The organism is Staphylococcus ratti (assembly GCF_020883535.1).
Lineage (GTDB): Bacteria > Bacillota > Bacilli > Staphylococcales > Staphylococcaceae > Staphylococcus > Staphylococcus ratti.
In genome coordinates this window covers 1918980-1945664 of the sequence record NZ_CP086654.1, presented here as the reverse complement: position 1 = coordinate 1945664, position 26685 = coordinate 1918980, and the positions used below count along the sequence as shown (strand labels likewise).

24 protein-coding genes are annotated in these 26685 nt (G+C 35.1%); 16 read left to right on the top strand and 8 right to left on the bottom strand.

The genetic code is table 11. From position 1 onward, the window contains the following. The 5 genes from LN051_RS09440 (at position 1) to ltaS (ending at position 4982) form a co-directional block, all read left to right on the top strand. Positions 1–612: an aminotransferase class IV gene (locus LN051_RS09440; RefSeq protein ID WP_229292283.1), complete on the top strand. Its 612-nt coding sequence runs from the start codon at positions 1–3 to the stop codon at positions 610–612. A 12-nt stretch (positions 613–624) separates the two neighbouring features. Next, entirely contained in the window at positions 625–828 is a 204-nt protein-coding gene (locus LN051_RS09435) for a hypothetical protein (RefSeq protein ID WP_229292282.1), read from the top strand. Positions 829–845: 17 nt separating this feature from the next. Beyond that, positions 846–1529 carry a 5-oxoprolinase subunit B family protein gene (locus tag LN051_RS09430; RefSeq protein ID WP_229292281.1) on the top strand — a complete coding sequence of 228 codons (684 nt, stop codon included), beginning with the start codon at positions 846–848 and terminating at the stop codon, positions 1527–1529. Then, complete coding sequence (locus tag LN051_RS09425) at positions 1526–2530, top strand: 5-oxoprolinase subunit C family protein (RefSeq protein WP_229292280.1); 1005 nt, start codon at positions 1526–1528, stop codon at positions 2528–2530. The genes LN051_RS09430 and LN051_RS09425 overlap by 4 nt, the downstream gene beginning before the upstream one ends. Positions 2531–3044: 514 nt before the next feature. Further along, positions 3045–4982, top strand: coding sequence for a polyglycerol-phosphate lipoteichoic acid synthase LtaS (gene ltaS, locus LN051_RS09420; RefSeq protein WP_229292279.1), 1938 nt, complete (start codon positions 3045–3047; stop codon positions 4980–4982). 158 nt (positions 4983–5140) lie between these two features. Here ltaS and LN051_RS09415 read toward each other — a convergent pair whose 3' ends face one another. Beyond that, a complete protein-coding gene (locus LN051_RS09415) occupies positions 5141–5956 on the bottom strand; it encodes a ZIP family metal transporter (protein ID WP_229292278.1) in 816 nt (271 codons plus the stop codon). A gap of 112 nt (positions 5957–6068) precedes the next feature. Here LN051_RS09415 and LN051_RS09410 point away from each other — a divergent pair, with 112 nt between their 5' ends. From LN051_RS09410 to LN051_RS09385, 6 genes are all read left to right on the top strand, one after another. Further along, positions 6069–7946, top strand: a complete 1878-nt coding sequence (locus LN051_RS09410; RefSeq protein ID WP_229292277.1) for an ABC-F family ATP-binding cassette domain-containing protein — start codon at positions 6069–6071, stop codon at positions 7944–7946. Between the two features lie 10 nt (positions 7947–7956). Then, positions 7957–9735: a DNA helicase RecQ gene (gene recQ, locus LN051_RS09405; RefSeq protein WP_229292276.1), complete on the top strand. Its 1779-nt coding sequence runs from the start codon at positions 7957–7959 to the stop codon at positions 9733–9735. A gap of 164 nt (positions 9736–9899) precedes the next feature. Continuing rightward, entirely contained in the window at positions 9900–10853 is a 954-nt protein-coding gene (locus tag LN051_RS09400) for an ABC transporter ATP-binding protein (RefSeq protein ID WP_229292275.1), read from the top strand. Beyond that, the gene (locus LN051_RS09395) at positions 10850–12364 is read left to right on the top strand and encodes an ABC transporter permease/substrate-binding protein (protein WP_229292274.1); all 1515 of its coding nucleotides are present in this window, start codon (positions 10850–10852) and stop codon (positions 12362–12364) included. Before LN051_RS09400 ends, LN051_RS09395 begins: the two co-directional genes overlap by 4 nt. Before the next feature lie 241 nt (positions 12365–12605). Next, complete coding sequence (gene hisC, locus LN051_RS09390) at positions 12606–13655, top strand: histidinol-phosphate transaminase (RefSeq protein ID WP_229292273.1); 1050 nt, start codon at positions 12606–12608, stop codon at positions 13653–13655. Positions 13656–13725: 70 nt separating this feature from the next. Continuing rightward, positions 13726–14253, top strand: a complete 528-nt coding sequence (locus LN051_RS09385; RefSeq protein ID WP_229292272.1) for a 5' nucleotidase, NT5C type — start codon at positions 13726–13728, stop codon at positions 14251–14253. Positions 14254–14358: 105 nt separating this feature from the next. Here LN051_RS09385 and LN051_RS09380 read toward each other — a convergent pair whose 3' ends face one another. The 4 genes from LN051_RS09380 to LN051_RS09365 form a co-directional block, all read right to left on the bottom strand. Beyond that, positions 14359–15288 (bottom strand): diacylglycerol/lipid kinase family protein, encoded by a 930-nt coding sequence (locus LN051_RS09380; protein WP_229292271.1) that lies wholly within the window; start codon positions 15286–15288, stop codon positions 14359–14361. Positions 15289–15602: 314 nt separating this feature from the next. Next, positions 15603–17114 (bottom strand): peptide MFS transporter, encoded by a 1512-nt coding sequence (locus tag LN051_RS09375; protein ID WP_229292270.1) that lies wholly within the window; start codon positions 17112–17114, stop codon positions 15603–15605. Between the two features lie 269 nt (positions 17115–17383). Next, positions 17384–17884 carry a preQ(1) synthase gene (gene queF, locus LN051_RS09370; RefSeq protein ID WP_229292269.1) on the bottom strand — a complete coding sequence of 167 codons (501 nt, stop codon included), beginning with the start codon at positions 17882–17884 and terminating at the stop codon, positions 17384–17386. Positions 17885–17902: 18 nt separating this feature from the next. After that, the gene (locus LN051_RS09365) at positions 17903–18784 is read right to left on the bottom strand and encodes a DMT family transporter (protein WP_229292268.1); all 882 of its coding nucleotides are present in this window, start codon (positions 18782–18784) and stop codon (positions 17903–17905) included. A gap of 721 nt (positions 18785–19505) precedes the next feature. Between LN051_RS09365 and nrdI the strand changes: the two genes are divergently transcribed. The 3 genes from nrdI to nrdF all read left to right on the top strand — a co-directional run bounded on the left by nrdI (position 19506) and on the right by nrdF (position 23190). Beyond that, a complete protein-coding gene (gene nrdI, locus LN051_RS09360) occupies positions 19506–19895 on the top strand; it encodes a class Ib ribonucleoside-diphosphate reductase assembly flavoprotein NrdI (protein WP_229292267.1) in 390 nt (129 codons plus the stop codon). Next, positions 19867–21972, top strand: coding sequence for a class 1b ribonucleoside-diphosphate reductase subunit alpha (nrdE, locus tag LN051_RS09355; RefSeq protein WP_229292266.1), 2106 nt, complete (start codon positions 19867–19869; stop codon positions 21970–21972). The genes nrdI and nrdE overlap by 29 nt, the downstream gene beginning before the upstream one ends. 246 nt (positions 21973–22218) lie before the next feature. Then, entirely contained in the window at positions 22219–23190 is a 972-nt protein-coding gene (gene nrdF / locus LN051_RS09350) for a class 1b ribonucleoside-diphosphate reductase subunit beta (protein ID WP_229292265.1), read from the top strand. Between the two features lie 115 nt (positions 23191–23305). Here the strand turns inward: nrdF and LN051_RS09345 are convergent, their stop codons facing one another. From LN051_RS09345 to LN051_RS09335, 3 genes are all read right to left on the bottom strand, one after another. Then, positions 23306–23620, bottom strand: coding sequence for a CHY zinc finger protein (locus tag LN051_RS09345; RefSeq protein ID WP_229292264.1), 315 nt, complete (start codon positions 23618–23620; stop codon positions 23306–23308). 13 nt (positions 23621–23633) lie between these two features. Continuing rightward, positions 23634–24569 (bottom strand): UDP-N-acetylmuramate dehydrogenase, encoded by a 936-nt coding sequence (murB, locus tag LN051_RS09340; protein ID WP_420853974.1) that lies wholly within the window; start codon positions 24567–24569, stop codon positions 23634–23636. 63 nt (positions 24570–24632) lie between these two features. Beyond that, complete coding sequence (locus LN051_RS09335; protein WP_229292262.1) at positions 24633–25154, bottom strand: GrpB family protein; 522 nt, start codon at positions 25152–25154, stop codon at positions 24633–24635. A gap of 101 nt (positions 25155–25255) precedes the next feature. Here LN051_RS09335 and LN051_RS09330 point away from each other — a divergent pair, with 101 nt between their 5' ends. Together LN051_RS09330 and ytxJ are read left to right on the top strand one after the other, a co-directional pair. Next, positions 25256–26152: an EMYY motif lipoprotein gene (locus LN051_RS09330; RefSeq protein WP_229292261.1), complete on the top strand. Its 897-nt coding sequence runs from the start codon at positions 25256–25258 to the stop codon at positions 26150–26152. A gap of 138 nt (positions 26153–26290) precedes the next feature. Further along, positions 26291–26608 carry a bacillithiol system redox-active protein YtxJ gene (gene ytxJ / locus LN051_RS09325; RefSeq protein WP_229292260.1) on the top strand — a complete coding sequence of 106 codons (318 nt, stop codon included), beginning with the start codon at positions 26291–26293 and terminating at the stop codon, positions 26606–26608. The last annotated feature ends 77 nt before the right edge of the window (positions 26609–26685 follow it).

Genomic DNA, 26685 nt, shown 5'->3' with positions numbered 1-26685 from the left:
ATGATGGAACTTTTTGAAACAATGCGATTAGAAGAAGGTCAAATTAGTCGAGAATCATATCACTACAAGCGTTTAAAACAAGCGAGCGAAGCATTAGGATTTAAGTTTGATGATATGGCATGGAAACATTGTATTCAAAACATTCAAAGTACTTTAACCCAAGGGACACATCGTATTAAAGTCCTACTAAGTAAGGACGGGACGTTGCAATATGTCGATGCCCCATTACCTAAAACGCAAATGATGTCAGCAAGTTTAAAAAAGTTGGATTCGTCAACGCCTATTTGGCAACGTATATATAAAACAACGGAACGCGATTATTTAAATCATTCCCACATTACACAATTAGTTTTACTTTATGATGTTAACGAGAAAATTTTAGAGTTTGACATTGGGAATGTAGTCGTTGAATTCGAAGGTCAATATATCACGCCTAAGTATGAAGATGATTTTTTACGTGGCTGTATGCGTCAAGATTTGTTGGATAATCAAAAAATAGAAGTAGGTATACTGACATTAAGTTCCTTAAAGCAATTTCTAAATCAAGGTGGTAAACTATGGATGATAAACAGTTTAAGAGGTTGGGTACCTGTTAAACTCATTGAATTGTAAAGGATGAGCCACATGATACTTTTATACTTATTGTGTATTATCATTGTGTTGTGGTTAGGGCAATGGATCAATCAACGTCTATTAAAACGCAACAAAGTAGCTGTTGCATATGTATGTTTTGGTGTCGTTTTGTTCATTCAAGGTATTTTGATATATCATTTTGTGAAAGCTATTTTACAGTGGCTAACATTTATTTTAAAGTTATTTTATAAATAATGATTGGGGAGAAAATCATGAAGGTTTATAGCCAAGGCGACCAAGCGATTGTCGTTTCTTTAAAAGGTGCCCTTACACCCGAAGCAACAGAACGATTATTGCTATTACGTCACTATTTAATCGAACAAAAGTATCCATTTATTACAGAAATTGTTCCAACAGAAACAGATATGTTAATTTCGTATGATGCGCGTCAAATGATGAAGCATTTAAATATTTCGTCGCCATTTCAATATATGAAATCATTAATTGAAAAAATAGATTTAAGTCATGAAACGTGGGAAGAAAAACGTCAATGTATTAAAGTGCCCGTTTATTATGGTGGAGACTATGGTCCGCATTTTGATGCTATTTTAGACGAGCTTCAAATGGATCGTAAAACATACATTCAGCACCATACAGCGCCTGAGTATTTTGTGTCAATGATGGGCTTTTCTCCAGGATTTCCTTATCTTTCAGGTCTATCTGAAGCGCTAGCGGTTAATCATACTGCTGATGAAAAGCAGTTTATCCCAGCAGGGTCTGTGGTTTTAGAAAACAAAAAATGCGGCATTACAACGACAGATATTTATGAAGATTGGCTAGTAATTGGCTACACGCCTGTAAAGCTCTTTGATGTAAATAGAGAAGATATGATATTAATATCTATTGGCGATCATGTTAAATTTTACGATGCCGAAGAAAGAGGCGAGACATTATGACAATCATCATTGAAGAGGGTGGCTTATTTTCAAGTTTTCAAGATTTTGGACGTGTAGGGTATGAACATTTAGGTATTATACGAAGCGGTGCTTTAGATGTGCTTGCGCATGAAATAGCTAATCGTTTAGTAGGCAATGATAAAAACGAAGCTACACTTGAAATGACAAATCAAATGGCACGAATTCGATTTACGGAACCGACGTTAATTGCGTTATCTGGCGCTCAAGCGGTAGCGTATACACAAGAGAGACCCGTAAAAATCAATACATTATATCTCATGAATAAAGGAGACGTCTTAACATTCGATTATGTTAAACGTGGTGCGCGTGTCTACATGGCTATTGCAGGAGGTTATGAAGTTGACGAGTGGTTGGCATCGACTTCAACAGATGTGCTTGCGCAAATAGGTGGATTTCATGGTCATACGTTAAAAGATGGCGATGAAATCCAAATGAAGCGTGATTATAATGAACGCCATCATAAACTGTTTGAAAACCTTGAAGTTACACGGCATACTGATTGGGGTGTCGATGGATATGCGCTCTCTTTTAATTATCTATCGGATGTCGTTCACGTTATTCCAAATAACGGGACTGAAGATTTCGATGCGCAAACATTAAAACAATTTACAAGCGGAGAATATCGAGTGACGAGCAAAGCCAATCGTATGGGAGTAGTGCTAGAGGGAGATCCAATTAAAGCATATTATAAAGAGTGTCCGCCACACCGTTCTGTTAAACGCGGCACAATTCAAGTAAAAAAAGATGGTTCACCTGTTGTGTTGTTAAACGATCACTACACGCTTGGTAGCTATCCTCAAATTGGAACAATCGCAACATATCATCTCACAAAAATCGCACAAAAGCGCCAAGGATCGAAAATTAAATTTCAATTCATTGACGTATTACAAGCCGAACAAAATCTCGTTAAGTATCATCGATGGTTGAAACAACTGTTTCATGGTATTGAATACCGCATGCAAAGTGAAATGTTAAAGTAAGTTAGATAACATTTGATGTTGGGAGTGGGACAGTGTGAGACATATGATCTATGTATGTTGATTTACATATTGATGCCTAGTTGTAAATAAGTGAGGCGCAACGTTTAGATGTTATGAGAATAAAAAGAGTGCGAGTGATTGACTTGCTCTACAACCGTAGTCCGAGTACATTTTAAAATGAATGTTATATAATCAATGATATTCGAGTGAAAAAGTATTGTTCCAAATAGATGTTAAGGAAATATTAATAACATATAAACGTAGTATATTCCTCTTTTTGAACGAAAATGAATTCGTTCAATTTCAAGAGTATAAACCCGTTTTCACTTGAAAAATCACACTAATTCATATATATTGTTATAATGAACTTACATATATTACGATAATGTTACAAATATAAAGTGGAACTAATGAATATGATGTGAATATTAAATTGTTGAATATATATTAAAGATTTGCGATTTTTAAACTGTGCAAAATGCACCATATGAGATAGAAATATGGGGGAACACGAATGGAAAATAATAGAAAGAAAATAGGGATTTTTACGTTTTTCCTTTTAATGGTATTTACAATTTCGCTAAAAACGTATTTTGCTTATTATGTTGACTTGTCACTTGGCGTTAAAGGACCGGTTCAAAATTTTATCTTATTAATGAATCCCTATAGTTTGCTTGCACTAATTTTAAGTGTCTTTCTGTTTTTTAAAGGGCGCAAAGCATTCTGGTTCATGCTAATCGGTGGATTTCTACTTACATTTTTACTGTATGCCAACGTTGTGTATTTCAGATTCTTTTCTGACTTTTTAACGTTTAGTACATTAAACCAAGTAAGTAATGTGAACTCAATGGGTGGTGCCGTTGGTGCGTCATTCCAATGGTATGATTTTGTTTACTTCTTAGATATTATTGCTTATTTGTTTATTTTAATTTTCAAGCAAAAGTGGTTGAGCTTGAATGTATTTCATAAGAAATTCATTCCTGTCGTGATGGCGGCTTCTGTAGCACTATTCTTTTTAAATTTAGCTTTCGCAGAAACGGATCGTCCTGAATTACTGACGCGTACATTTGACCACAAATATTTAGTTAAATATTTAGGACCTTATAACTTTACAGTTTATGATGGTGTTAAAACGATTCAAAATAATCAACAAAAAGCGTTAGCATCTGAAGATGATTTAACGAAAGTTTTAAACTATACGAAACAAAAACATACAGCACCCAATATGGAATATTATGGTAAAGCCAAAGGCAAAAACATTATCAAAATTCATTTGGAAAGTTTCCAAACGTTTTTGATTAATAAAAAAGTGAATGGTCATGAAGTAACGCCATTCTTAAATAAATTATCGTCAGGTCAAAATGATTTTAGATATTATCCGAACTTTTATCACCAAACAGGACAAGGTAAAACTTCTGACGCAGAATTTACAATGGATAACAGTCTTTACGGTTTACCACAAGGTTCTGCCTTTTCACTAAAAGGAGATAATACGTTCCAATCATTACCTGCTATATTGCATCAAAAACAAAAGTTCACATCTAATGTGATGCACGGGGACTATAAAACTTTTTGGAACCGTGACCAAGTATATCGACACTTTGGCGTTGATAAATTTTATGATGCAACATACTACGATATGTCACCGGAAAATGTTGAAAATCTAGGTTTGAAAGACAAAGAGTTTTTCAAAGAATCAGTGGATTATTTAGATAAAGAAAAACAACCTTTCTATTCACATTTAATTACGTTGACGAACCACTATCCATTTACATTAAATAAAGATGATGCGTCAATTCCACCAGGTAATACGGGCAACCCTACCGTGGATGGCTATATTCAAACGGCACATTATTTAGATCAAGCCGTAGAAGAGTTTATTAATGACTTGAAAAAACGTGGTCTTTATGACGATTCTGTAATTATTTTATACGGTGACCATTACGGTATTTCAGAAAATCATAACAAAGCAATGTCTCAACTGCTTGATGAGCCAATCACACCTGCTAAATTTAATGATTTAAATAAAACAGGTTTCTGGATAAAAGCACCGGGTGTAGAACCTAAAGTCGATCCAACTTATGCAGGTCAAGTAGACGTTATGCCTACATTACTTCACTTGATGGGTATCGATACGAAAAATTACATCATGTTAGGTACAGATATGTTATCTAAAGATCACAAACAGTTGATTCCATTCCGTAACGGTGACTTTGTTACTGATAAATATAAATATGTGAATGGTAAAGCTTACAGTCATAAAGACAATAAGCCGATGACAACACCACCATCTGATTTACAAAAAAATAAAAATCAAGTGGAAAATGATTTAGAAATTAATGATGAAATATTAAATGGAGACTTAATGCGTTTCTATAAAAACCCAGACTTCAAAAAAGTAAATCCTAGTGATTACCACTATGATGCTGGACCTAAGGGTAAAGGAAATTAATTGAATGCATTTAAAAAGCACTTTGGCGATGCGCCAAAGTGCTTTTTTATCATAAGTAAAAAGGACCTACGTCTATTTAAGTATATGTGATATGCATTAAACTATAGCATTAAGAGAATACAAGAAAATTTTATTGAACGTGTTTGAATGGCATAGGATTAACCAAGTGCTACATCAAGTATCATCATTAGTGTAAACCCTGCCATGAGACTTAACGTAGCTAAATCTGTATTTTCGGAGGATTGAGAATCAGGAATCAACGCTTCTACAACGACGAAAATCATAGCACCTGCTGCAAAAGCTAATGCGTATGGTAAGATAGGCGTTACGGTGATGACAGCAGCAGCTCCGATAACCGCAAAAACAGGTTCAACGAGTGCGGATGCCTGACCATAATTAAAAGCTTTCCACTTACTACTGCCTGCAGCGCGAATTGGAAGAGATAAAGCGGCGCCTTCTGGAATGTTTTGGATTCCAATTCCGATAGCTAAACCTAAAGCGCCTAAAATCGTAGCATGTGTATTGCCTGTTGCAATGCCCCCAAATGCAACCCCTATAGCTAATCCTTCTGGGATATTGTGCAACGTAATAGCTAAAAACAATAATGTGTTTTTCGTTAAATTTGTCTGCACACCTTCTTGTTTTTGAGAATCGTCTTGGGCATTACGATGCATATGAGGTATAACATAATCCAATGAGCGAATAAAAATCCCACCTAATAAAAAGCCGACTGCTGCTGGTAGCCATGGCATGGCACTACCTGAACTGCTTTCGATAGCCGGCTGAAGCAAAGACCAAAAACTGGCTGCAATCATAATACCTGCTGCAAAACCTTGCATCGAATTCAATACTTTTTCATTTACATTTTTAAAAACAAAAACCGTTGCCGCTCCTAATGCAGTCAACAACCATGTCACAGTTCCAGCTAGCAATGCTTGTAAAGTTGGGGACAACGCTGTGAAAAATTCTATCATTCTAAAAGGCTCCTTGTATCAATTAAGTTCAAAAAAGTGTATAATATACAGAACTGATTTAAGCGTAACAAATAATCTAGAGTAAATCTATAAGAAAAAGGAAGTATCAGCGTTGGAAGCTTTTAAAATTGAACACCTCAACAAATCATATGCAGATAAAGTGATATTTGATAATTTAGCATTGTCTATTTCCAATCAAGAACGTATTGGATTAGTCGGTATTAATGGGACAGGCAAGAGTTCTTTACTTAAAGTCATCGCTGGACTAGATGAAGATTTTACAGCAGATTTAATATATCCTAAACAATATAAAATAAGGTATGCGGCACAAAAAGAAGCGCTAGATTTAGAGGCGTCCGTATATGATGTAGTATATGAAGCAGAAACGGATGCTTTAAAAACAATTAAGCGTTATGAAGAAGCGGTTTCACGATATAGTGCGCAACCGACAGACCAAGCTTTAGATGAGATGATGAGTGCACAAGCCGATATGGATGCACAAGGTGTTTGGGATTATAGCGCTGAAATTAAAACAATCTTGTCTAAACTTGGTATTAACGACACGAATCAAAAAGTAAGCGCATTGTCAGGTGGGCAACAAAAGCGTGTCATTTTAGCACGTACACTTATTGAAAAGCCAGATTTATTATTACTTGATGAGCCTACAAACCACCTCGATTTTGAATCTATTCAATGGCTCATTAATTTTGTTAAATCTTACCCTAAAACAGTGATGTTTGTTACGCATGATCGCTACTTTTTAAATGAAGTGGCGACACGTATTGTCGATTTAAAAGACGGGCGACTTCATTCCTATCCTGGAAATTATGAAGCATATATTGCGATGCGTTCAGAACGCGACGAAATTGAACAGAAGCAGCAAACTAAGCAACGTGCTTTATACAAGCAAGAATTAGAATGGATGCGTGCTGGAGTGAAGGCACGTACAACCAAACAACAAGCACGTAAAGAGCGTTTTCAAAACCTTGAACAACAGGTCAAGTCGCATAAAACACAAGATAAAGGGGAACTTAACTTAGCGTATTCTAGGCTTGGAAAACAAGTATTTGAACTTGAAAATATTTCTAAATCAATTGGAGAAAAATGCTTATTCCGTGATTTTTCTACCATTGTCCAAAAGGGAATGCAAATTGGCATTGTAGGTCCAAATGGTGCAGGAAAAACAACACTTCTCAATATTTTAGCGGGTTTGGATTCTGATTTTAATGGCACATTAAAAGTAGGACAAACTGTCAAAATTGCATATTTTAAACAAACGGATGAACGACTTAATCGTGATATTCGTGTTATTGACTTTTTACGTGAAGAAAGTGAATTGGCACGTCAAAAGGATGGCACGTTAGTCTCAGTGACACAGTTGTTAGAACAATTTCTTTTTCCGAGCGCGACGCATGGAAAGAAAGTTTACAAACTATCCGGTGGGGAACAAAAGCGACTGTATTTACTAAAATTACTCGTACATCAGCCGAATGTTTTAATTTTAGACGAGCCTACAAACGATTTAGATACTGAAACGTTAACGATATTAGAGGATTATATTCAAACTTTTGGCGGTACTGTGATTACAGTCAGTCACGATCGCTATTTCTTAAATAAAGTCGTCGACCGTTATTGGTATATTCATGATAATCAAATTGAAGTTGTTTTAGGACAATTTGAGGATTATATGAGCTATAAGAAAGCTTTAGAATTAGCCAAGCAACCTTCCAAAGTGAATGTAGAAAAATCTGATGCGACTAAAAAGAAAAGTAAAGGTTTATCGTATAAAGAAAAACGGGAGTATGAAATATTGTTAACACGTATCGATGAGACGGAGAGCCGTTTAACAGAAATAGAGCAAGAAATGATAGAAGCGCATGCAGATTATGGGGCTATCAAACAATTAAACGATGAAAAGCAAAGTTTAGAAACACAATATGAAGCAGACATCACGAGATGGAGTGAACTTGAAGAAATTATTGAACAGTAAGAGGGATAAAATGGAACAAACACTGTCACATTATTTTGGATATACGCGTTTTCGTCCAGGACAAAAAGAAATTATTACAAATGTACTTAATCAGCATCATACATTAGGTGTGTTACCTACGGGTGGCGGGAAATCCATTTGTTATCAAGTCCCCGGTTTGATGCTCGGGGGTACGACACTTGTGATTAGCCCACTCATTTCTTTGATGAAAGATCAAGTCGATCAATTACAAACGATGGGAATTTCTGCAGCGTATTTAAATAGTAGTTTGACGATGAAGGCGCAAAAAGAAATTGAAACGCAACTGGTGAATGGAGAACTGCAATTTATCTATGTTGCACCTGAGCGTCTTGAGAATGAAATGTTTTTACGTTTATTGCGTCATGTGAACCTTAAACTTGTCGCCTTTGATGAAGCACATTGTATTTCAAAATGGGGGCATGATTTTAGACCGAGCTATCAAGCAGTAATTCATCGTGTTTTAGCTATGCCGCAGCAATTTGCCATCGTTGCTTTAACAGCGACAGCTACTACTGAGGTTCAACAGGATATTATGACGAGTTTAGGTATTCATGTCTCACATCTCATTAAAACGAGTATTAAACGATCAAATTTAATTTTTAAAGTGAATAACACATATCAACGTCAAAAATTTGTATTAAATTATGTTAAAGAACACCAAAATGTTTCAGGTATTATTTATTGTTCGACACGTAAACAAGTAGAAGCGGTGTATGAAGCTTTAGAAGACGCAAATATACCAGCGACTTACTATCATGCAGGTTTATCTGCCAAGCAACGCGATGAGGCACAACATGAGTTTTTATATGATCGTAAACGTATTGTTGTAGCAACCAATGCGTTTGGGATGGGAATTGATAAATCTAATGTGCGTTATGTGATTCATTACAATATGCCAGGAGACTTGGAGTCTTATTATCAAGAAGCAGGGAGAGCTGGGCGTGATGGACTAAACAGTGAATGTATTTTACTGTTTAGTGATCGTGATATTACGCTACATCAATATTTTATATCCAGTTCTACGGCAGATGACGATTACAAAGAAAAAATGGGTGAAAAGCTCACTAAAATGATTCAATATACAAAGACAAATAAATGCCTAGAAGCAACATTAGTCCATTACTTTGAACCTAATGAAAAATTGGCAGAATGTCAGAAATGTAGTAATTGTGAAGCGCAAAACAAAACGTATGATATGACGAAAGAAGCTAAAATGATTATTAGTTGTGTGATACGTCTAGGTCAAAAAGAAGGCTATCAAACCGTCATTCAAGTGTTAAGAGGAGAAGAGTCCGACTACTTAAAACACCAAAATTATGAAGGGTTGTCGACTTATGGCATTATGAAGTCCTATACTACAGGTGAATTACATCACTTAATTGACGAGTTGCGTTTTAAAGGATATTTAAACGAATATGATGAAATTTTGATGTGTGATCGTTCAGTTGAACAGTTGTTAAATGAAGATGTTCAAATATTAACGACACCATTCAAGACGAAATCTAAAGAAAGAGTAAATATTAATACGGTAGAAGGCGTCGACCGTCATTTATTTAATGCATTGAGCGAAGTGCGTCAAAAAATGAGTGACCAACTTGATGTCCCGCCAATCAATATTTTCTCAGATTATACGTTAGAAGAGTTTGCGAAACGAAAGCCTACGACTAAACAAGAAATGATTCAAATTGAAGGAGTAGGAAGCTACAAACTCAAGCACTATTGTCCTCAATTTTTAGAGGCGATTCAAAATTATAAAACACATGTGTAACACAGATGAATAAAAGAACTTGTGCAAAGGGCTGTACAAGTTTTTTTCTGTTTAGAAGCGCCTTAATATTATGTTAAATTTACTTAAGTCAAGCGGTTAACGATGATTGAATAGGGTATAATTTCTACAATGGAAATAAAAAGATATTTAAATGAGGGGAAATTATGATTAAATTCGAGGATGTTACGAAAGTTTACGGTGATAAAGTCGTCGTTGATAAAGTAAACCTGAATATTAAAGAAGGCGAATGTTTTGTATTGATTGGGCCGTCTGGATCGGGCAAAACGACAACAATGAAAATGATTAACCGACTGATTTCTTTAACAGATGGTTTTATTTATTTTAAAGATAAATTAATTAGTGATTATTCTGTATATGAAATGCGCTGGGATATGGGCTACGTTTTACAACAAATTGCGTTATTTCCACATATGACTATTCGGGATAACATCGCGCAAGTCCCTTTGATGAAATCTTGGACAAATGAGGATATCGATGCGCGTGTGGATGAACTGCTAAAAATGGTGAACTTGGACCCTGAGATTTATCGCAATCGAAAACCAGATGAATTATCCGGAGGGCAACGTCAACGTGTAGGCGTGGTTCGTGCGCTAGCAGCAGATCCTCCTGTCATTTTAATGGATGAGCCATTTAGTGCTTTAGATCCTATTACACGTGAAAACTTGCAAGATGATTTATTACGTTTACAAGCACAAATTAAAAAGACGATTGTATTCGTTACACATGATATTGAAGAAGCTTTCAAACTTGGAGACCGTATTTGTTTACTGAATGAAGGACGTGTTGAACAAGTTGGCACACCTAATGAATTCATTCAGCATCCTAAAAATGATTTTGTTAAACAATTTATTGGAGATTTATCAGGTGTCTTTTTAAATCATTTTACTTTGGGAAAAGTTGCAGAATTAATTGGTCATCCGACTTCACAGACAGAGCATCTTTCCGTCGTAAGTGGTGACCGAGTGGTAAGTGAGATTTATTCCGAGTTTGCCAACAATGAAGCGGTTATTGTACAAACTGAGCATCAATATTGGTTATTATCAAGACAAGATATATTTAACTTCTTATCCACGCACGGGGTAGGTGAAGTAAGGTGAAGGCATTTTTAACAACATTAAATGAACGAAAAGGCGAATTATTATCATCACTCATTGATCACATTCAACTGTCATTTATTGCTTTATTGATTGCTGTATTAATTGGTGTGCCTTTAGGAATACTGTTAACTAAGCAAAAAGGTATGGCAGAAATAGTCATTAATATTGCAGCGGTACTTCAGACGATTCCTTCGCTTGCATTATTAGGCTTAATGATTCCGTTATTTGGAATCGGTACGGTGCCAGCAATTATCGCACTTGTAGTGTATGCATTACTTCCGATTTTGCGTAATACATATACAGGGGTTACAGAAGTGGATCCTTCATTAATTGAAGCAGCGAAAGGGATAGGGATGAAACCTTTGAGACGCCTTACTAAAGTAGAACTCCCCCTAGCAATGCCGGTCATGATGGCGGGGATTAGAACTGCCATGGTACTAATTATTGGGACAGCGACACTAGCCGCATTAATAGGAGCTGGTGGACTTGGGGATTTGATTCTTTTAGGTATCGATCGTAACAATGCATCCTTAATTTTAATTGGCGCAATACCTGCTGCATTACTTGCGATTATTTTTGACATTGTCTTACGTATATTAGGACGTATGTCATATAAAAAAATGTTAGTGACGCTAGGCGCTATTTTGTTAATCATGTTTTTAGTTACAATCACACCACTTTTAGCGCATAAAGGAGAACGTGTGACTTTAGCAGGAAAACTTGGCACGGAACCTTCTATTGTAACGAATATGTATAAAATTTTGATTGAAAATGATACGGACTATACGGTAGAAGTTAAAGACGGTATGGGCAAAACTACCTTTTTATTTAATGCATTAAAATCTGATGATATTGATGGATATTTAGAGTTTACTGGCACTGTACTAGGTGAACTTACTAAAGAAGCACCAAAGTCTAAAAATGAATCAGCAGTTTATCAACAAGCAAATGCAAGTTTAGATAAAAAGTTCGATATGAAAATGCTTAAACCCATGAAATACAATAATACGTATGCGCTTGCTGTAAAGCGTGATTTTGCTGAAAAACATCACTTAAAAACGATCAGTGATTTGAAAAAAGTAGAAGATGAAATTCGTCCTGGGTTTACGCTAGAATTTAATGACCGTGGGGATGGATATAAAGCAGTTAAAAAAGCCTACCACCTCAACTTCCAAAATGTTAAAACGATGGAGCCTAAATTGAGATATCAAGCAATTGAAAAAGGCGATATTAATCTAATTGATGCTTATTCGACAGATGCAGAATTGAAACAATACGATATGGTTGTCCTTCAAGATGATAAGAATAGTTTTCCACCTTATCAAGGTGCACCGCTATTCAAAAAATCATTCATTGACAAACATCCAGAAATTGAACAATCACTGAACAAGTTAGAAGGTAAAATTACAGACGAACAAATGCAAGAAATGAATTATCGTGTTACCGAAAAAGATGAAGACCCTTATAAAGTAGCAAAAGCATATCTGCAAAAAGAAGGGCTTGTTAAATAAGGCATAGTTATTAGATGAAATGAAGGTAGCGCGTGAATGTTTTCGTTTAAGTAGATGGGCCAGTACAAAGCTTAGTCAGTGTCACGCTTTATCCGATTGTGTTAGTTTTATCGCCGTTTTATAGTGATTTCTCAGTATAGGTTGTAGTCTCGAATGTGTGAAAAGGTATAGCGTTTTTGCATAATTATCGCTATAATAGAAAACATATTTTAAAAATTCTGAATATTGGAGGCGGTAAACAGTGAAATCACAAATTGCCAAGCTTAATGCTTATCAACCTGGTTTATCCCCTAAGGCGTTAAAAGCGAAATATCATATTGAAGGCGAATTGTATAAGCATGCTTCAAATGAAAATGTTTTTGGACCTTCTCCTAAAGTTAAAGAAGCGATTCAAACGAGCATGGATGATTTATTTTTGTACCCTGAACCCAATGCGCCACAATTACAAAAGGCTATCGCAAAACATTTAGAAATTGAGCCAGAGCGTATTATTTTTGGTGCAGGTTTAGATGAGATGATTGTAATTATTTCAAGAACATTATTACGAGCAGGGGACAAAGTCGTCACAAGTGAAGCAACATTTGGTCAATATTTTCATAATGCTGTGGTAGAGGATGCGAATATGGTTCAAGTGCCATTGAAACATGGGAGTTATGATTTAGATGCGATTGCTGAAGCGGTGGATAAAGATACAGCTATCGTATGGCTATGTAATCCAAATAATCCGACAGGCACGTATCATTCACATGAGGCGATAGAAGCGTTTATTAAAAAAATTCCCGCAAATGTCACGATTATACTTGATGAAGCTTACGGAGAATATGTCACAGCAGCTGATTTTCCACGTACGTTAGAATTGATGGAGACGTATCCAAATGTGGCGATGTTACGTACGTTTTCTAAAGCCTATGCATTAGCAGCACTACGTATTGGCTATATGGTAACGACAAAAACGCTAGCCTCTAAATTAAATGTTTTACGCCCACCGTTTAATACAACACGTCTTTCAGAGCAAGCCGCGCTTGCAGCATTAAAAGACCAAGCTCACTTGCAAAAAGCGGTGGCAATCAATCAAAGAGAGCGTGAAAAATTTTATGAGATTGATACAAATCTTAAATTGTATCCTTCACAGACCAATTTCGTTTTTGTAGAAACGTCAGAAGCAACAAAATTAAACCAAGCCTTGTTGCAAGCAGGCATTATTGCGCGTGAATTTCCTAATGGTGTCCGTATCACAATTGGTTTTCCGGAACAAAATAAAGTGATCCGAGAAGTCTTGGCACAGTTTTAAGCGTGAGGATGAAGTACATAAGCTAAATTTGTTATAATCGATGTACTGAATGAAGACAAGGAGCGATAAGATGAGGCAATCAATAGGAATAGATATGGACGAAGTGATGGCAGATACGTTCGGCGCTATCTTGAGAGAATTTAATCAACGCACCGAATTAGGCCTTACCGTAGAACAATTGGTAGGGAAGAAAATCTATGATATTATGCCAGAGCACGTAGAAGAAATTCGAGACATACTGACTTCTGATGGATTCTTTAGACGGCTTGATGTAATAGAACATGCACAAGAAGTTGTGGAAAAGTTATCAGAGCATTACGATATCTATATTGTGACTGCAGCGATGGAAGTGCCTTCATCTTTTCATGATAAATATGAATGGTTAAAAACGCATTTTCCATTTTTAGATGCACAACAATTTGTCTTTTGTGGACGTAAAAATATTGTAGCAACGGATTATTTGATAGATGATAATCCTAAGCAACTTGCGATACATACGGGTAAACCGTTAATGTTTACAGCGCCACATAATCGAAATCATACAGAATTTGAACGTTTAAACAATTGGAAAGAAGTTGAAGCTTACTTTTTAAAGTAATAGATGTTAAGTCTTCGATGGGTTACTTCAACACACGTTATATAAAAATGAAGATAAAAAAGAGTAAAGGTCTTTTCAGAAAATGACCTTTACTCTTTTTGTATATTAACGTGTTGGAATGTTCGGTGGAACCGTTAATAATTTAATTTTTTGTGCGCAAATTTCAATGGAGATAGGTGTTTTTAAATTGATTTCGCCGTCGATATCTACACGCATATGCGGTGTTGTAGAGAGGTGGATATTGTAGCTCGGAATATGTTTAATATTTTCGCTAATTTCATTCCATGTCATACTATCTCGTAAACTAAAAATATCTTTTAAAATACTAATACTATAGTTATTAAAAATAAATGTGTTGAGCTCGCCATCTGTAGGAGATAAGTCTGTCATTGGAACTTTACCACCCCCTATGAAACGTCCATTGGCAAAAAGAATCATAGAAGTATCTCCAGTATAGGTTTTACCATCAATATTAAGTTCATAATTGAAATGTTCGGGATTTGCGAGTGTTTTCAATGTAGACGAAATGTAGCTCAATTTACCAAAAACATCTTTAGATTTGCCTTCAACATTTTCTGCATTTTGTACCATTAATCCGATACCTGCAAAATTTAAGGCGTATTGATCATTCACTTTCATAACATCATACGCTTTAGGTTCTGATGAAAGTAAGTCGTAGGCAGCATGACTTGCATTATTAGAAAGGTTTAAAGTTTTAGCAAAATCATTAAATGTGCCTCCAGGAATGACACCAACTGGAAGGTCTAATTGATTTTTAATTATGCCGTTAATCAATTCATTGACGGTACCATCTCCACCTAAAATAAATAACACATCCAAACCGTCAGCATTATCGGTTTGTGCGATACGTTGACAATAACGCGCAATATCTCCTTCCTCTTCACTAAGTTGAATAGAGAATTTTTTACATAACTGTGTCAACGCAACGGTGACGTCGCCTAATCCTTCATGAATTTTATTTAAGCCGGAATGTTGGTGGTAAAATAAGAGACCGTTTTTATATTTATGTGTCATTGTATGCTACCCACTTTCATAAAAGCTGTTTACTGACATATATACCGCAGTTGCATCTGTTTTAATCGTAAAATAAAAAATCATCTTCACGCGAATACTATATAGAGTGATTTATGAGTAGACAATAAAAAGGGGAGCGGGACAGAAATCTATTTGATTTCGTTGTCCCGCCCCGACAAGGCTGACTAGGATTGAAAAGAGCGGTGAAGCGAAATTTCAATCCAGACAGCTACTGTGCTTTTTAACAGTTATATATTCATTATAGGAGTGGGACAGAAATCTATTTGATTTCGTTGTCCCGCCCCCTTTTTTATTTATTTAACGCCTTGCATTAAGTTTTTAATGAATGGGGTAGTGAAAATGAGTAAAATACCTATGGCGATAGCGATTACACCTGAATATAAGAAGTACTCATTTGAACTGATTACTGTATACACATGAACCATTTGGGTATTGATACCTTGAGCCATTGCATTAGATAAAAACCAAATACTCATCATTTGTGCTGTAAAAGCTTCTGGAGCGAGTTTAGTCGTCGTTGATAGCCCGATAGGTGAGATACATAATTCACCTAATGTAACGATTAAGAAACTTGCTACTAACCAAAACGGATTAATTAATGATGTTTCTGCTGAAAGCGGAATAACCATAATTAAATACGAAATTCCGGCTAAAATAACCCCAATGGCAAATTTTAAAACAGTAGGTGGGTTATAGCGTCCTAATTTCACCCACAACATTGAAAATACAGGTGCGAGTAAAACAATAAAGAGTGGGTTCAACGATTGGAACCAAGCTGGTGGAATATGAAAATCAATAAAGCCACCAGTAATTTTAGCTAAATTTAATTGTGTTTTAGTATCTGCAAATTGTGCAAGTACCGTAGAACCTTGTTCTTGAATCATCCAAAATGCAACGGATGCAATAAATAATGGAAAATAGGCCAAGACACGTTTACGTTCATAGTCTTTTGTCTTCTTACTTAAAATCAATTTACCAAAGTAGAATAATGGTAGAAATACGCCTAATATAGTGACTAAATTCGCAAAACTAGCAAGTGTTAATTGGTTGAAGATACTAAGAATAAAACATAAAACAACGCCAACAATGATCACTAAACTAACAATAATCATCATTTTAAAGCGCTCTGCTTTTGTAAGTGGATCCGGTACTTCAAGACCGGCTAAACCTAAATTTTTCTTATTTGTAATCAAGTATGTCAGTAATCCGAAGAACATACCTACTGCTGCAATAGCAAACCCTAAATGGAAACCGAGATTTGCTTGTGCCCATCCAACAACAAGGGGCGATAATAGTGCACCAAGGTTAACGGACATATAAAATATTGTAAAGGCTGCATCAAGGCGTGGGTCATTTTTATCGTATAAAAGTCCTACAGTTGATGAGATGTTTGGCTTTAATAAGCCTGTACCTATAATTAAAAATAACAATGCAATCAATAATAAAGTAAAGTTATTTGGTAAAGATAGGAGGATGTGACCCAACATAATCAGTACGCCACCAAAGAAAAGTGCGTGACGCGTACCTGTAATACGGTCGGCAATCCAACCACCAATAATACCACTCATATATATTAAAGCACCATACATCGAAACGATTTGAAGTGCTAAACCTTGGTCAAGGCCAAATCCGCCTTTCGCTACAGAATAGTAAATATAGTATGCTAAAATTGCTTTCATACCATAGTAACTGAAGCGTTCCCAAAATTCTGTGAAAAATAATGTACTTAATCCCTTAGGATGCCCAAAGAAACCCGTTCGAGGTGTACTGCCGAGGATTTCTTCTTTGCTATAATGCTGACTCATAGTTTCATTTCCCCCTTAAAATCGTGAAGATAAAACTATTTTAAACCTAATATAAAGTTTTAACAAGAAAATTCAGTAAATTTAGAATGATTTCAAGTCAAAATAATGACAATTAATTTTTGAAATAAAACGTGAACATGAAGTAATTCATAGCAATCATTGATTGAGAAAATGATAAATGTTGTCTTCATTTTTATGTATAAAAAGAGAGCGGGACAACGAAATCAACTTGATTTCGTTGTCCCGCAACAAAAAAGAAAGCGTAATTTTTAGCGATTATCAATAGTTTCAGGATACATATCGTGATTCATCAGGCGATGTTCTGCCATTTTTTCGTATTTCGAATTTGGACGACCATAATTCGTATAAGGGTCGATGGAAATGCCTCCACGTGGAGTGAATTTTCCCCAAACTTCAATATAATGTGGGTCCATTAATTCGATTAAATCATTCATAATAATATTCATACAATCTTCGTGAAAATCTCCATGATTTCTAAAACTGAATAAATAGAGCTTTAAAGATTTGGATTCGACCATTTTGATATTTGGAATATATGAAATATAAATAGTTGCAAAATCAGGTTGTCCAGTAATTGGACATAGAGATGTGAATTCAGGACAATTAAATTTCACAAAATAATCGCGACCTTGATGCTTGTTATCAAATGATTCTAGCACATCAGGGCGATAGTTAAATTCATAGTTATTATTTTGGTTTCCTAGTAATGTAATATCTTGTAAATCTTCTTTAGATCGTCCCTCTGTCATGAGAAGACCTCCTTAAGTTTAATGTTTTTGTGTAGATTTTTGATGCGTCTGTGTTTCTCTTCTCGCTTTTTCAAACATGAAATAACTTGCACTTAAAATAATTACATATCCAACAACGGCGACAAAGTCAGGTGATTCACCGAATAAGATGAAACCGATGAAAGCTGTGAAAATAATAGATGCATACGTAAAAATAGAAATGTCTTTAGCCGGAGCATAGCTATATGCTACAGTAATACCAATTTGTCCCACGGCGGCAGAAAGACCAGCAAATATGAGAAATACGATTTGTGTCGTTGACATAGGTTCATAAGTAAAAATAACAAATGGAAGCAGCGCTACAACTGAGAATAGAGAAAAGTAAAATACGATAGTATAAGGTGCTTCTCGAGTGCTTAAGGCACGAACAGCAGTATAGGCAGCAGCAGCGAAAACACCTGATAATAAGCCCATTACAGCTGGGATGATATCTGAAGAAAACTCAGGTTTTACGACAAAAAGCATGCCGACAATCGCTATAATCATAGCAGTGATTTGATATTTTTGAATATATTCTTTTAAGAAAATGAGACTTAATAGAATCGTCCAAAAAGGATTGAGTTTCATTAAAATATCAGCATCACTCAACACCATATGATCTATGGCATAAATATTTAAAAGGACACCTGTTAAACCGAGTGTAGATCGGGTAATCAATAACGGTTGGCTACTAAGTTTACCTAAAATAGGTTGTTGATACTTAATAATGAAAAATAATGGTATAAACATCGCAACTAAATTACGTGCTAACGACTTTTGAAAGACAGGTAAATCACCAGCAAGACGAAAAAAAACTGCCATAAAACTAAAACCAATAGCAGAAATCAAGATAGCGATGATGCCTTTCATTTTTGAATTCATAGAATCGCCTCTTATTTATATTAAATTTGAATGTTTTTATCGTAGCACAATTCAAGCATTTGTGCATGAGAAAGTTGCAAAAAACTGAATTGAATTATATACTAAAACAGAACGTACGTTCGTGCTTTGTTCGTTGATGTACTATGTTCGTCTTCACAATGTCAAGCAATTTTGTGCTAGGTTTTAAATTAATTAAAGTCTAGAATTTTCATAAATTTTCATTCGTTGATATGGTCGCGTTTGGTGACAATTGGTGTCAAAAATTTCATTTTCTGCTTTAAAAAAAATCAAGTCTGATGTACAATGAAACACATAATATAGTATTGAGTAAGAACGTTAAACACAACATATAGTGTTTTAAGACTCAGTATACCAAGTAGAAACTACAAATAGTTAGCAAGATTACACTTTTAAAAGAGATTGGGTGTAACCTTGGATACAACATCTTGTATCCGAGTCGAATTGGCAAAAACAAATGCGTTTTAAGGGGAATTGATTTGCCAAATTATTTTATTTCATCTTTAAATAAAACAAAATATATGTTCGCTTTTACGTTAATTAATACTCAAATGTTAACTTCATTTTCTATACCTTTATATTAACACCTATAAAGATGATTAACTACATATCAATGCTGACACAACGAATATTCAAGATAAATTTTATAAATAAGCCGACGCAAAAATGCGTATATGGGCTTAAAAGAAAGGAAGTCCTTGATATGAAAGTGGTTTATTATTCATTTACAGGAAATGTAAAACGTTTTATTAAGCGTACGGAATTATCAAATACGATGGAAATAACACCAGCTTCTGTAGCAAAGCGCATCGATGAACCTTTTATCATCGTGACAAGTACGATTGGTTTTGGTGAGGTACCAAAGCCAGTGCAACAATTTTTAGATCTTAACCATGATAATTTAAGAGGTGTAGCCGCAAGCGGTAACCGAAATTGGGGACAAAATTTTGCAAAAGCAGGCAGTAGAATTGCAGATGAATACGAGGTCCCATTATTAATGCAATTTGAATTACATGGAAGCTTAAAAGATACAAAGGAATTTAAGGAGAAGGTGGTTAATTTTTATGAAGACAATGGAAAAAAAGCGATATAATCATATCGAATTGAATAACCAAGTAACAAAAAGAAATGAGACAGGCTTTTTTGATTTAGAAAAAGACCAAGAAGCATTGGTTGTTTATTTAGAAGAAATCGAGGATAAGACGGTTCAATTCGACGATGAGATAGCACGTCTACATTTTTTAGTAGACCAAAACTTCTACTACAATCTATTTAATGATTATAGCGAAGAAGATTTAAATGAAATTATCAATTTCGCAAATGACATTCCATTCCAATTTGCGAGTTATATGTCAGCGAGTAAGTTTTTCAAAGATTACGCCTTGAAAACAAATGATAAATCAAAATACCTTGAAAATTACCATCAACATGTAATTATTGTGTCGCTTTATTTAGCGAATGGGCAAGTCGAGCTTGCCAAGCAATTCGTACGTGCCATGATAGAACAACGCTATCAACCTGCAACGCCAACATTTTTAAATGCAGGACGAGCGCGTCGAGGTGAGTTGGTTTCTTGTTTTTTACTTGAAGTTGACGATAGCTTAAATTCGATTAATTTTATTGATTCTACTGCGAAGCAACTTAGTAAAATTGGTGGTGGTGTGGCAATCAACCTTTCCAAATTGCGCGCACGTGGCGAAGCAATTAAAGGTATTAAAGGTGTAGCCAAAGGTGTGCTTCCAGTTGCTAAAGCGCTTGAAGGTGGTTTCAGTTATGCTGACCAACTTGGCCAACGTCCAGGCGCAGGTGCGGTATATTTGAATATTTTCCACTATGATGTGGAAGAGTTTTTAGATACTAAAAAAGTAAATGCCGATGAAGATTTACGTCTATCGACGATTTCAACCGGCTTAATCGTCCCTTCTAAGTTTTTTGATTTAGCAAAAGAAGGAAAAGACTTTTTTATGTTTGCCCCACACACGGTAGAAGCAGAATATGGTGTGACGTTAGATGACATCAATATTGAAGACTACTACGATCAGTTAGTTGAAAATCCTAATATTATAAAAAAATCAAAAGACGCACGTGAAATGTTAAATATGATTGCGCAAACACAATTACAATCAGGTTACCCATATTTAATGTTTAAAGATAATGCCAATAAAGTGCATCCAAATGCTAATATTGGGCAAATTAAAATGAGTAACTTATGTACGGAAATTTTCCAATTGCAAGAGACGTCAATTATTAATGATTACGGTATTGAAGACGAAATCAAACGTGATATTTCTTGTAACTTAGGCTCTTTAAATATTGTGAATGTGATGGAATCTAATCGATTTAGAGATTCTGTTCATACAGGTATGGATGCGTTGACATTTGTAAGTGATGAAGCAAACATTCAAAATGCACCAGGTGTAAGAAAAGCGAACCGTGAGCTACATTCTGTGGGGCTAGGTGTTATGAACCTTCACGGTTTCTTAGCGAAAAACCAAATCAATTATGAATCAGAAGAGGCGAGAGATTTTGCAAATGTCTTTTTTATGATGATGAATTTCTATTCTCTTGAGCGTTCTATGGAAATTGCAAAAGAACGTGGAGAGGTGTTTGCAGAATTTGAAAAATCGGATTATGCGAATGGCCGCTACTTTGAGCGCTACACAACAGAAGACTTTTTACCACAATACGATAAAGTGAAAGCTTTATTTGAGCATCATGATATTCCAACACGTGAAGATTGGAAGGCGCTCCAAGAAGAAGTTGAAAAATATGGTTTGTACCATGCATACCGTTTAGCGATTGCACCAACACAAAGTATTTCATACGTTCAAAATGCAACAAGTTCGGTTATGCCAATTGTTGATCAAATTGAGCGTCGTACGTACGGTAATGCAGAAACGTTTTATCCGATGCCATTTTTATCTCCACAAACAATGTGGTACTATAAATCAGCATTTAATACAGATCAAATGAAACTTATCGATTTAATTGCGACAATTCAAACACATATTGACCAAGGTATATCGACGATTCTTTACGTTAACTCTGAAATTTCTACACGTGAATTGTCTCGTTTATATGTTTATGCGCATTATAAAGGATTAAAATCTTTATATTATACACGTAATAAATTGTTAAGTGTTGAAGAGTGTACAAGCTGCTCAGTCTAGAGTGAACTCGAAGGCTAATAGGTGATGAATTAAAAGATAGAGAATCTAAACAATTGGTGTAACGTTTTATATGCTTTGCATGTAACGTACAAATTGATTCAGATGATACGGGGAGATGTCATAGTACTAAGGGGACAAACGAGGTAGTGAGGCAGAAATATCATATTATAAAAAGGTGTGGTTGTCTCATTTCCATCGTTTACTTCATTCACCATATTAATATAAGAAAAGGAGAAATAGATTGAGATGATAGCTGTAAATTGGAATACACAAGAAGATATGACGAATATGTTTTGGCGCCAAAATATTGCACAAATGTGGGTAGAAACGGAATTTAAAGTTTCTAAAGATATCGCAAGTTGGAAAACATTAACAGAAGATGAACAAAACGCATTTAAAAAAGCTTTAGCAGGTTTAACAGGCTTAGACACGCATCAAGCTGATGATGGTATGCCGCTCATCATGTTACATACAAAAGACTTACGTAAAAAGGCAGTCTATGCATTTATGGGAATGATGGAACAAATCCATGCGAAAAGTTATTCTCATATTTTTACAACGTTACTACCTTCTAAAGAAACAAACTATTTATTAGATGAATGGGTTTTAGAAGAACCTCATTTGAAATACAAATCAGAAAAGATTGTGGGTACGTACCATAAATTATGGGGAGAAGAAGCTTCCATATATGATCAATATATGGCAAGAGTAGCAAGTGTCTTTTTGGAAACATTTTTATTCTATTCTGGTTTCTACTACCCTTTATATCTTGCTGGACAGGGGCGTATGACAACATCTGGTGAGATTATTCGTAAAATATTATTGGACGAATCTATTCATGGCGTTTTCACTGGTCTTGATGCACAACATTTAAGAAACGAACTGTCAGAAAGTGAAAAACTTAAAGCAGACCAAGAAATGTATAAATTGCTTGAAGACCTTTATAAAAATGAAGAGTCTTATACACGTGAATTGTATGAACCGCTTGGTCTTGCAGAAGATGTACTTAATTATGTGCATTATAACGGAAATAAAGCGTTATCTAATCTTGGTTTTGAACCTTACTTTGAAGAGCGTGAATTTAATCCGATTATCGAAAATGCCTTAGATACATCAACGAAGAACCATGATTTCTTCTCAGTTAAAGGTGATGGATACACATTAGCGTTAAATGTAGAAGCATTAAAAGATGAAGACTTCATTTTTGATCGTCAATAATTTAATGTAGCGATATTTTCATAAAAAAACACGTTCGTTGATGTCATGTAAAATGACGTTAACGAACGTGTTTTTTATACTCTTTGTTCATGATTCGTACGATATTGTATGCGCGCTATATTTCAAAATACAAGTGATAATGCAACTTGCAACGACTATTAAAATGCGCATTACACTTTGGACAAGCCTCAATAAGCATATACTCATTGATTGTCATTTCGTGCTTGCAAACGCCACATAAAATGGCTTTTTCATTAAACTCGCGTTCTTTCCAACGATGGATACGGTGATTTTCTGCTTCGTTGTGACATTTGTAACAAGGGTAATATTTATTGCAACATTTAAATTTTATTGCAATTACATCAAGAATGGATTGATAGTGCACGCATCGTGTTTCATTATCAATCACTTGACCATAAACAGTTGGCATTTCTTTTGCTCCTTTACTGACGTTCTTCTATTTTTTCGCCAATAATTCGAACTTCTCTTTGTAATTCAACGTCAAATTTTTCTTTCACTACTTTTTGGACATAGTGAATTAAATCTTCATAATCTGTTGCAGTACCATGGTCGACATTCACCATAAATCCCGCATGTTTTTTGGATACTTCGACGCCTCCGATGCGATGTCCTTGAAGGTCAGAGTCTTGAATTAATTTACCAGCAAAGTAGCCAGGAGGACGACGGAAGACGCTACCACATGAAGGGTACCCTAAAGGTTGTTTTGACTCACGTCGCTCAGTTAAATCGTTCATTATTTCTTGAATTTCATCTTGCTTTCCAGGTGCTAGAGTAAAAGCTGCTTCTAAAACGACATAATGCTCTTTTTGAATAATACTATTGCGATAATCTAATTCTAATTCATTATGTGTTAATTGAAGCATTTCTCCTTTTTCATTAATGACACGCGCATAGTCAATAACATCTTTAACTTCTCCACCATAAGCACCCGCATTCATATAAACGGCGCCACCTACTGATCCTGGGATACCGCAAGCAAATTCCAAACCGGTTAGAGATAAATCCCTAGCTTTTCGCGATACATCGATAATTGCAGCCCCACTGCCAGCTACGATAGTTGTATCAGAAACATCAATATAATTGAGTTCTAGGAGGCTTAGCACAATACCCCTGATACCGCCGTCACGAATAATGATGTTAGAACCATTACCTAAATAGGTAAGTGGAATATTTGCTTCATACGCAAACTTTACGACACTTTGAACTTCTTCATATTTTTGGGGTGAAATGTAAAAGTCAGCATTTCCTCCAGTTTCAGTGTAAGTATACCGTTTGAGCGGTTCATCCACTTTGATGATATCTTCTGGGACGATATGTTTTAACTTTTGTAAGATGCTAGCGTTATCCAAAAATAACATCCTTTCTTTTATGTCATTATAGTCATTTTAACGCTTTTGTATGCTTAAAGTCATCTGGAAACGTTAATTTGTGTGAATGATATGTGATAATTTTTTGAAATATGATTGTTTTAGACTTTCGTAGTCCCGTATCGGCATAGAAGGATGAATCTGTTGTTTAAAAGTATTGAAATGTGCGATTGCTGTAGGATGATGTGACAATATTTGGTCAGTTTCAATATATTGTTGGAAAACAGTTGTGTTTCGTTGGATAATATGTAAACGAACCGTTTGTTTTAATTCTGATAAATTATTGAATTTTGCCATAAGTACTTTTTTATGCATAGGTTGATGAATACGGTAAAACCCGGCATAGTTGAGGCGCTTTTCATCTAAAGATGTGATATCATGCAAGTTATCTACACCAACTAAAATATCTAATATAGGCTCAGTGGGATAGTTGAAATGTTTTGTTCCACCAATATGTTGGGTACTTTTAATAGGTGAGTCTAATAGATTAAATAAAATATCACGATAAACTAGATAACTTTTGGCATAATCGTTTAGGTGGTTTTCAACAATAAATGGTTGGACATGAGAATACATCTTTAACTCCTTATATTTACATAAATTCTGAATTACTATACCATAGTTTATTTTTAAGTTAAATACGTTTCGCTATAATATGCTATTATAGGAGGAGTATTATGAAAAATATCCTATTTCTTGTAATGACATTTTTAATTATTACAGTTACTTTAACGGCTTGTGGACACAACGATAAACAAGAAAAACAACAGTTTGATCAAAAAATGAAAACGGTTGAACAAAAAGAAAAAGCTTATTACAAAGCATGGGATGATGTTAATTTAGAAGCATTGAAGTCATTTAACCAAACCGACGCAACAGAAGACAATCATGAGATGTTAAAAAAGAAAAAGGAACAAATTGATCAAACATTGCGCCCAAAATTTAAAGCGTATCGAGATGCAGCTGAACAATTGCCAGGGTCAAATGATGATTTAAAAGCGTTGAAGCGCACCTACTTAACTGCAGTAGATAAAAAAGAAAAAGCTTTAAATGAAGTGAATCAATTTTTGGAACTTTGTTTGAATGCTATTGAATCGAATGAAAACATTTTAGCGCATACGCGCAAATTTGAACAACATCGTTCTACTGTCGAAAAGGGTTTAGCCCACGCAAAAGCGACGGCATTAGGGTACAGTGAAAGTGTGAAAATTGAACAAACGCTAATTCAAAATAACGAAAACATTAAACGTGTAGTGGAACGTGTACTTGAAGAAAAAAATGATATTCAACGTGCGAACAAAATAAATAAAGAAGTCATTCCATTAATCAAGAATGATATTAAAGCTTTAAATAAAGAACGCATCAATGAAAGTACAGTCAATAATGCGCGCCAAAGTGCAATTCAAATGTATTATGAGTTAGAATATTACTATAAAGAGCGTGCACAAAGTGCTCAATATAGCCAACGTCTATCAAAAACAAATGTAAAACGATTAATAAAAACTTCAAAAGAATTAGAACAGTACGAAGGACAGTATCACAAGAAGAATGATGAAATTGAGAGGGCTTTATAGCGCATTTATTTTAAATCAGAACGTTAGTTTTGAGATTAAGGTTAACAATAGTTGATATTATGTGTATAATAATTACCATTGAGAAAATACACAGATGTACGATTAATATAAAAAGAATTTGACTTAGAGGTGAAAAGTATGGCGACGAAGCTGACGTCTATTGATCAGTTTGAACAAGTCATCCAACAGGATCCATATATCTTTGTATTGAAACATAGTAATACTTGTCCAATTTCAGAGCGTGCAATGGATCAATTCAACAAATTTCTGTATGAAAGAGATATGGATGGGTATTATCTCATTGTTCAAGAAGAACGAGAATTATCAAATTATATTGAAGACAAAACAGGGGTTAAACATCAATCACCCCAAGCTTTCTATTTTGTGAATGGTGAGGCAACTTGGCACGAAAGTCACGATAACATTACAGTCTCATCTTTAGCTAAAGCAGAGTAATGGATTTGGGAACGTTCATAGGTGGGTGAATGCACTTATCTATGAACGTTCTATTCATTTGTATTCAAAGGTGAAGC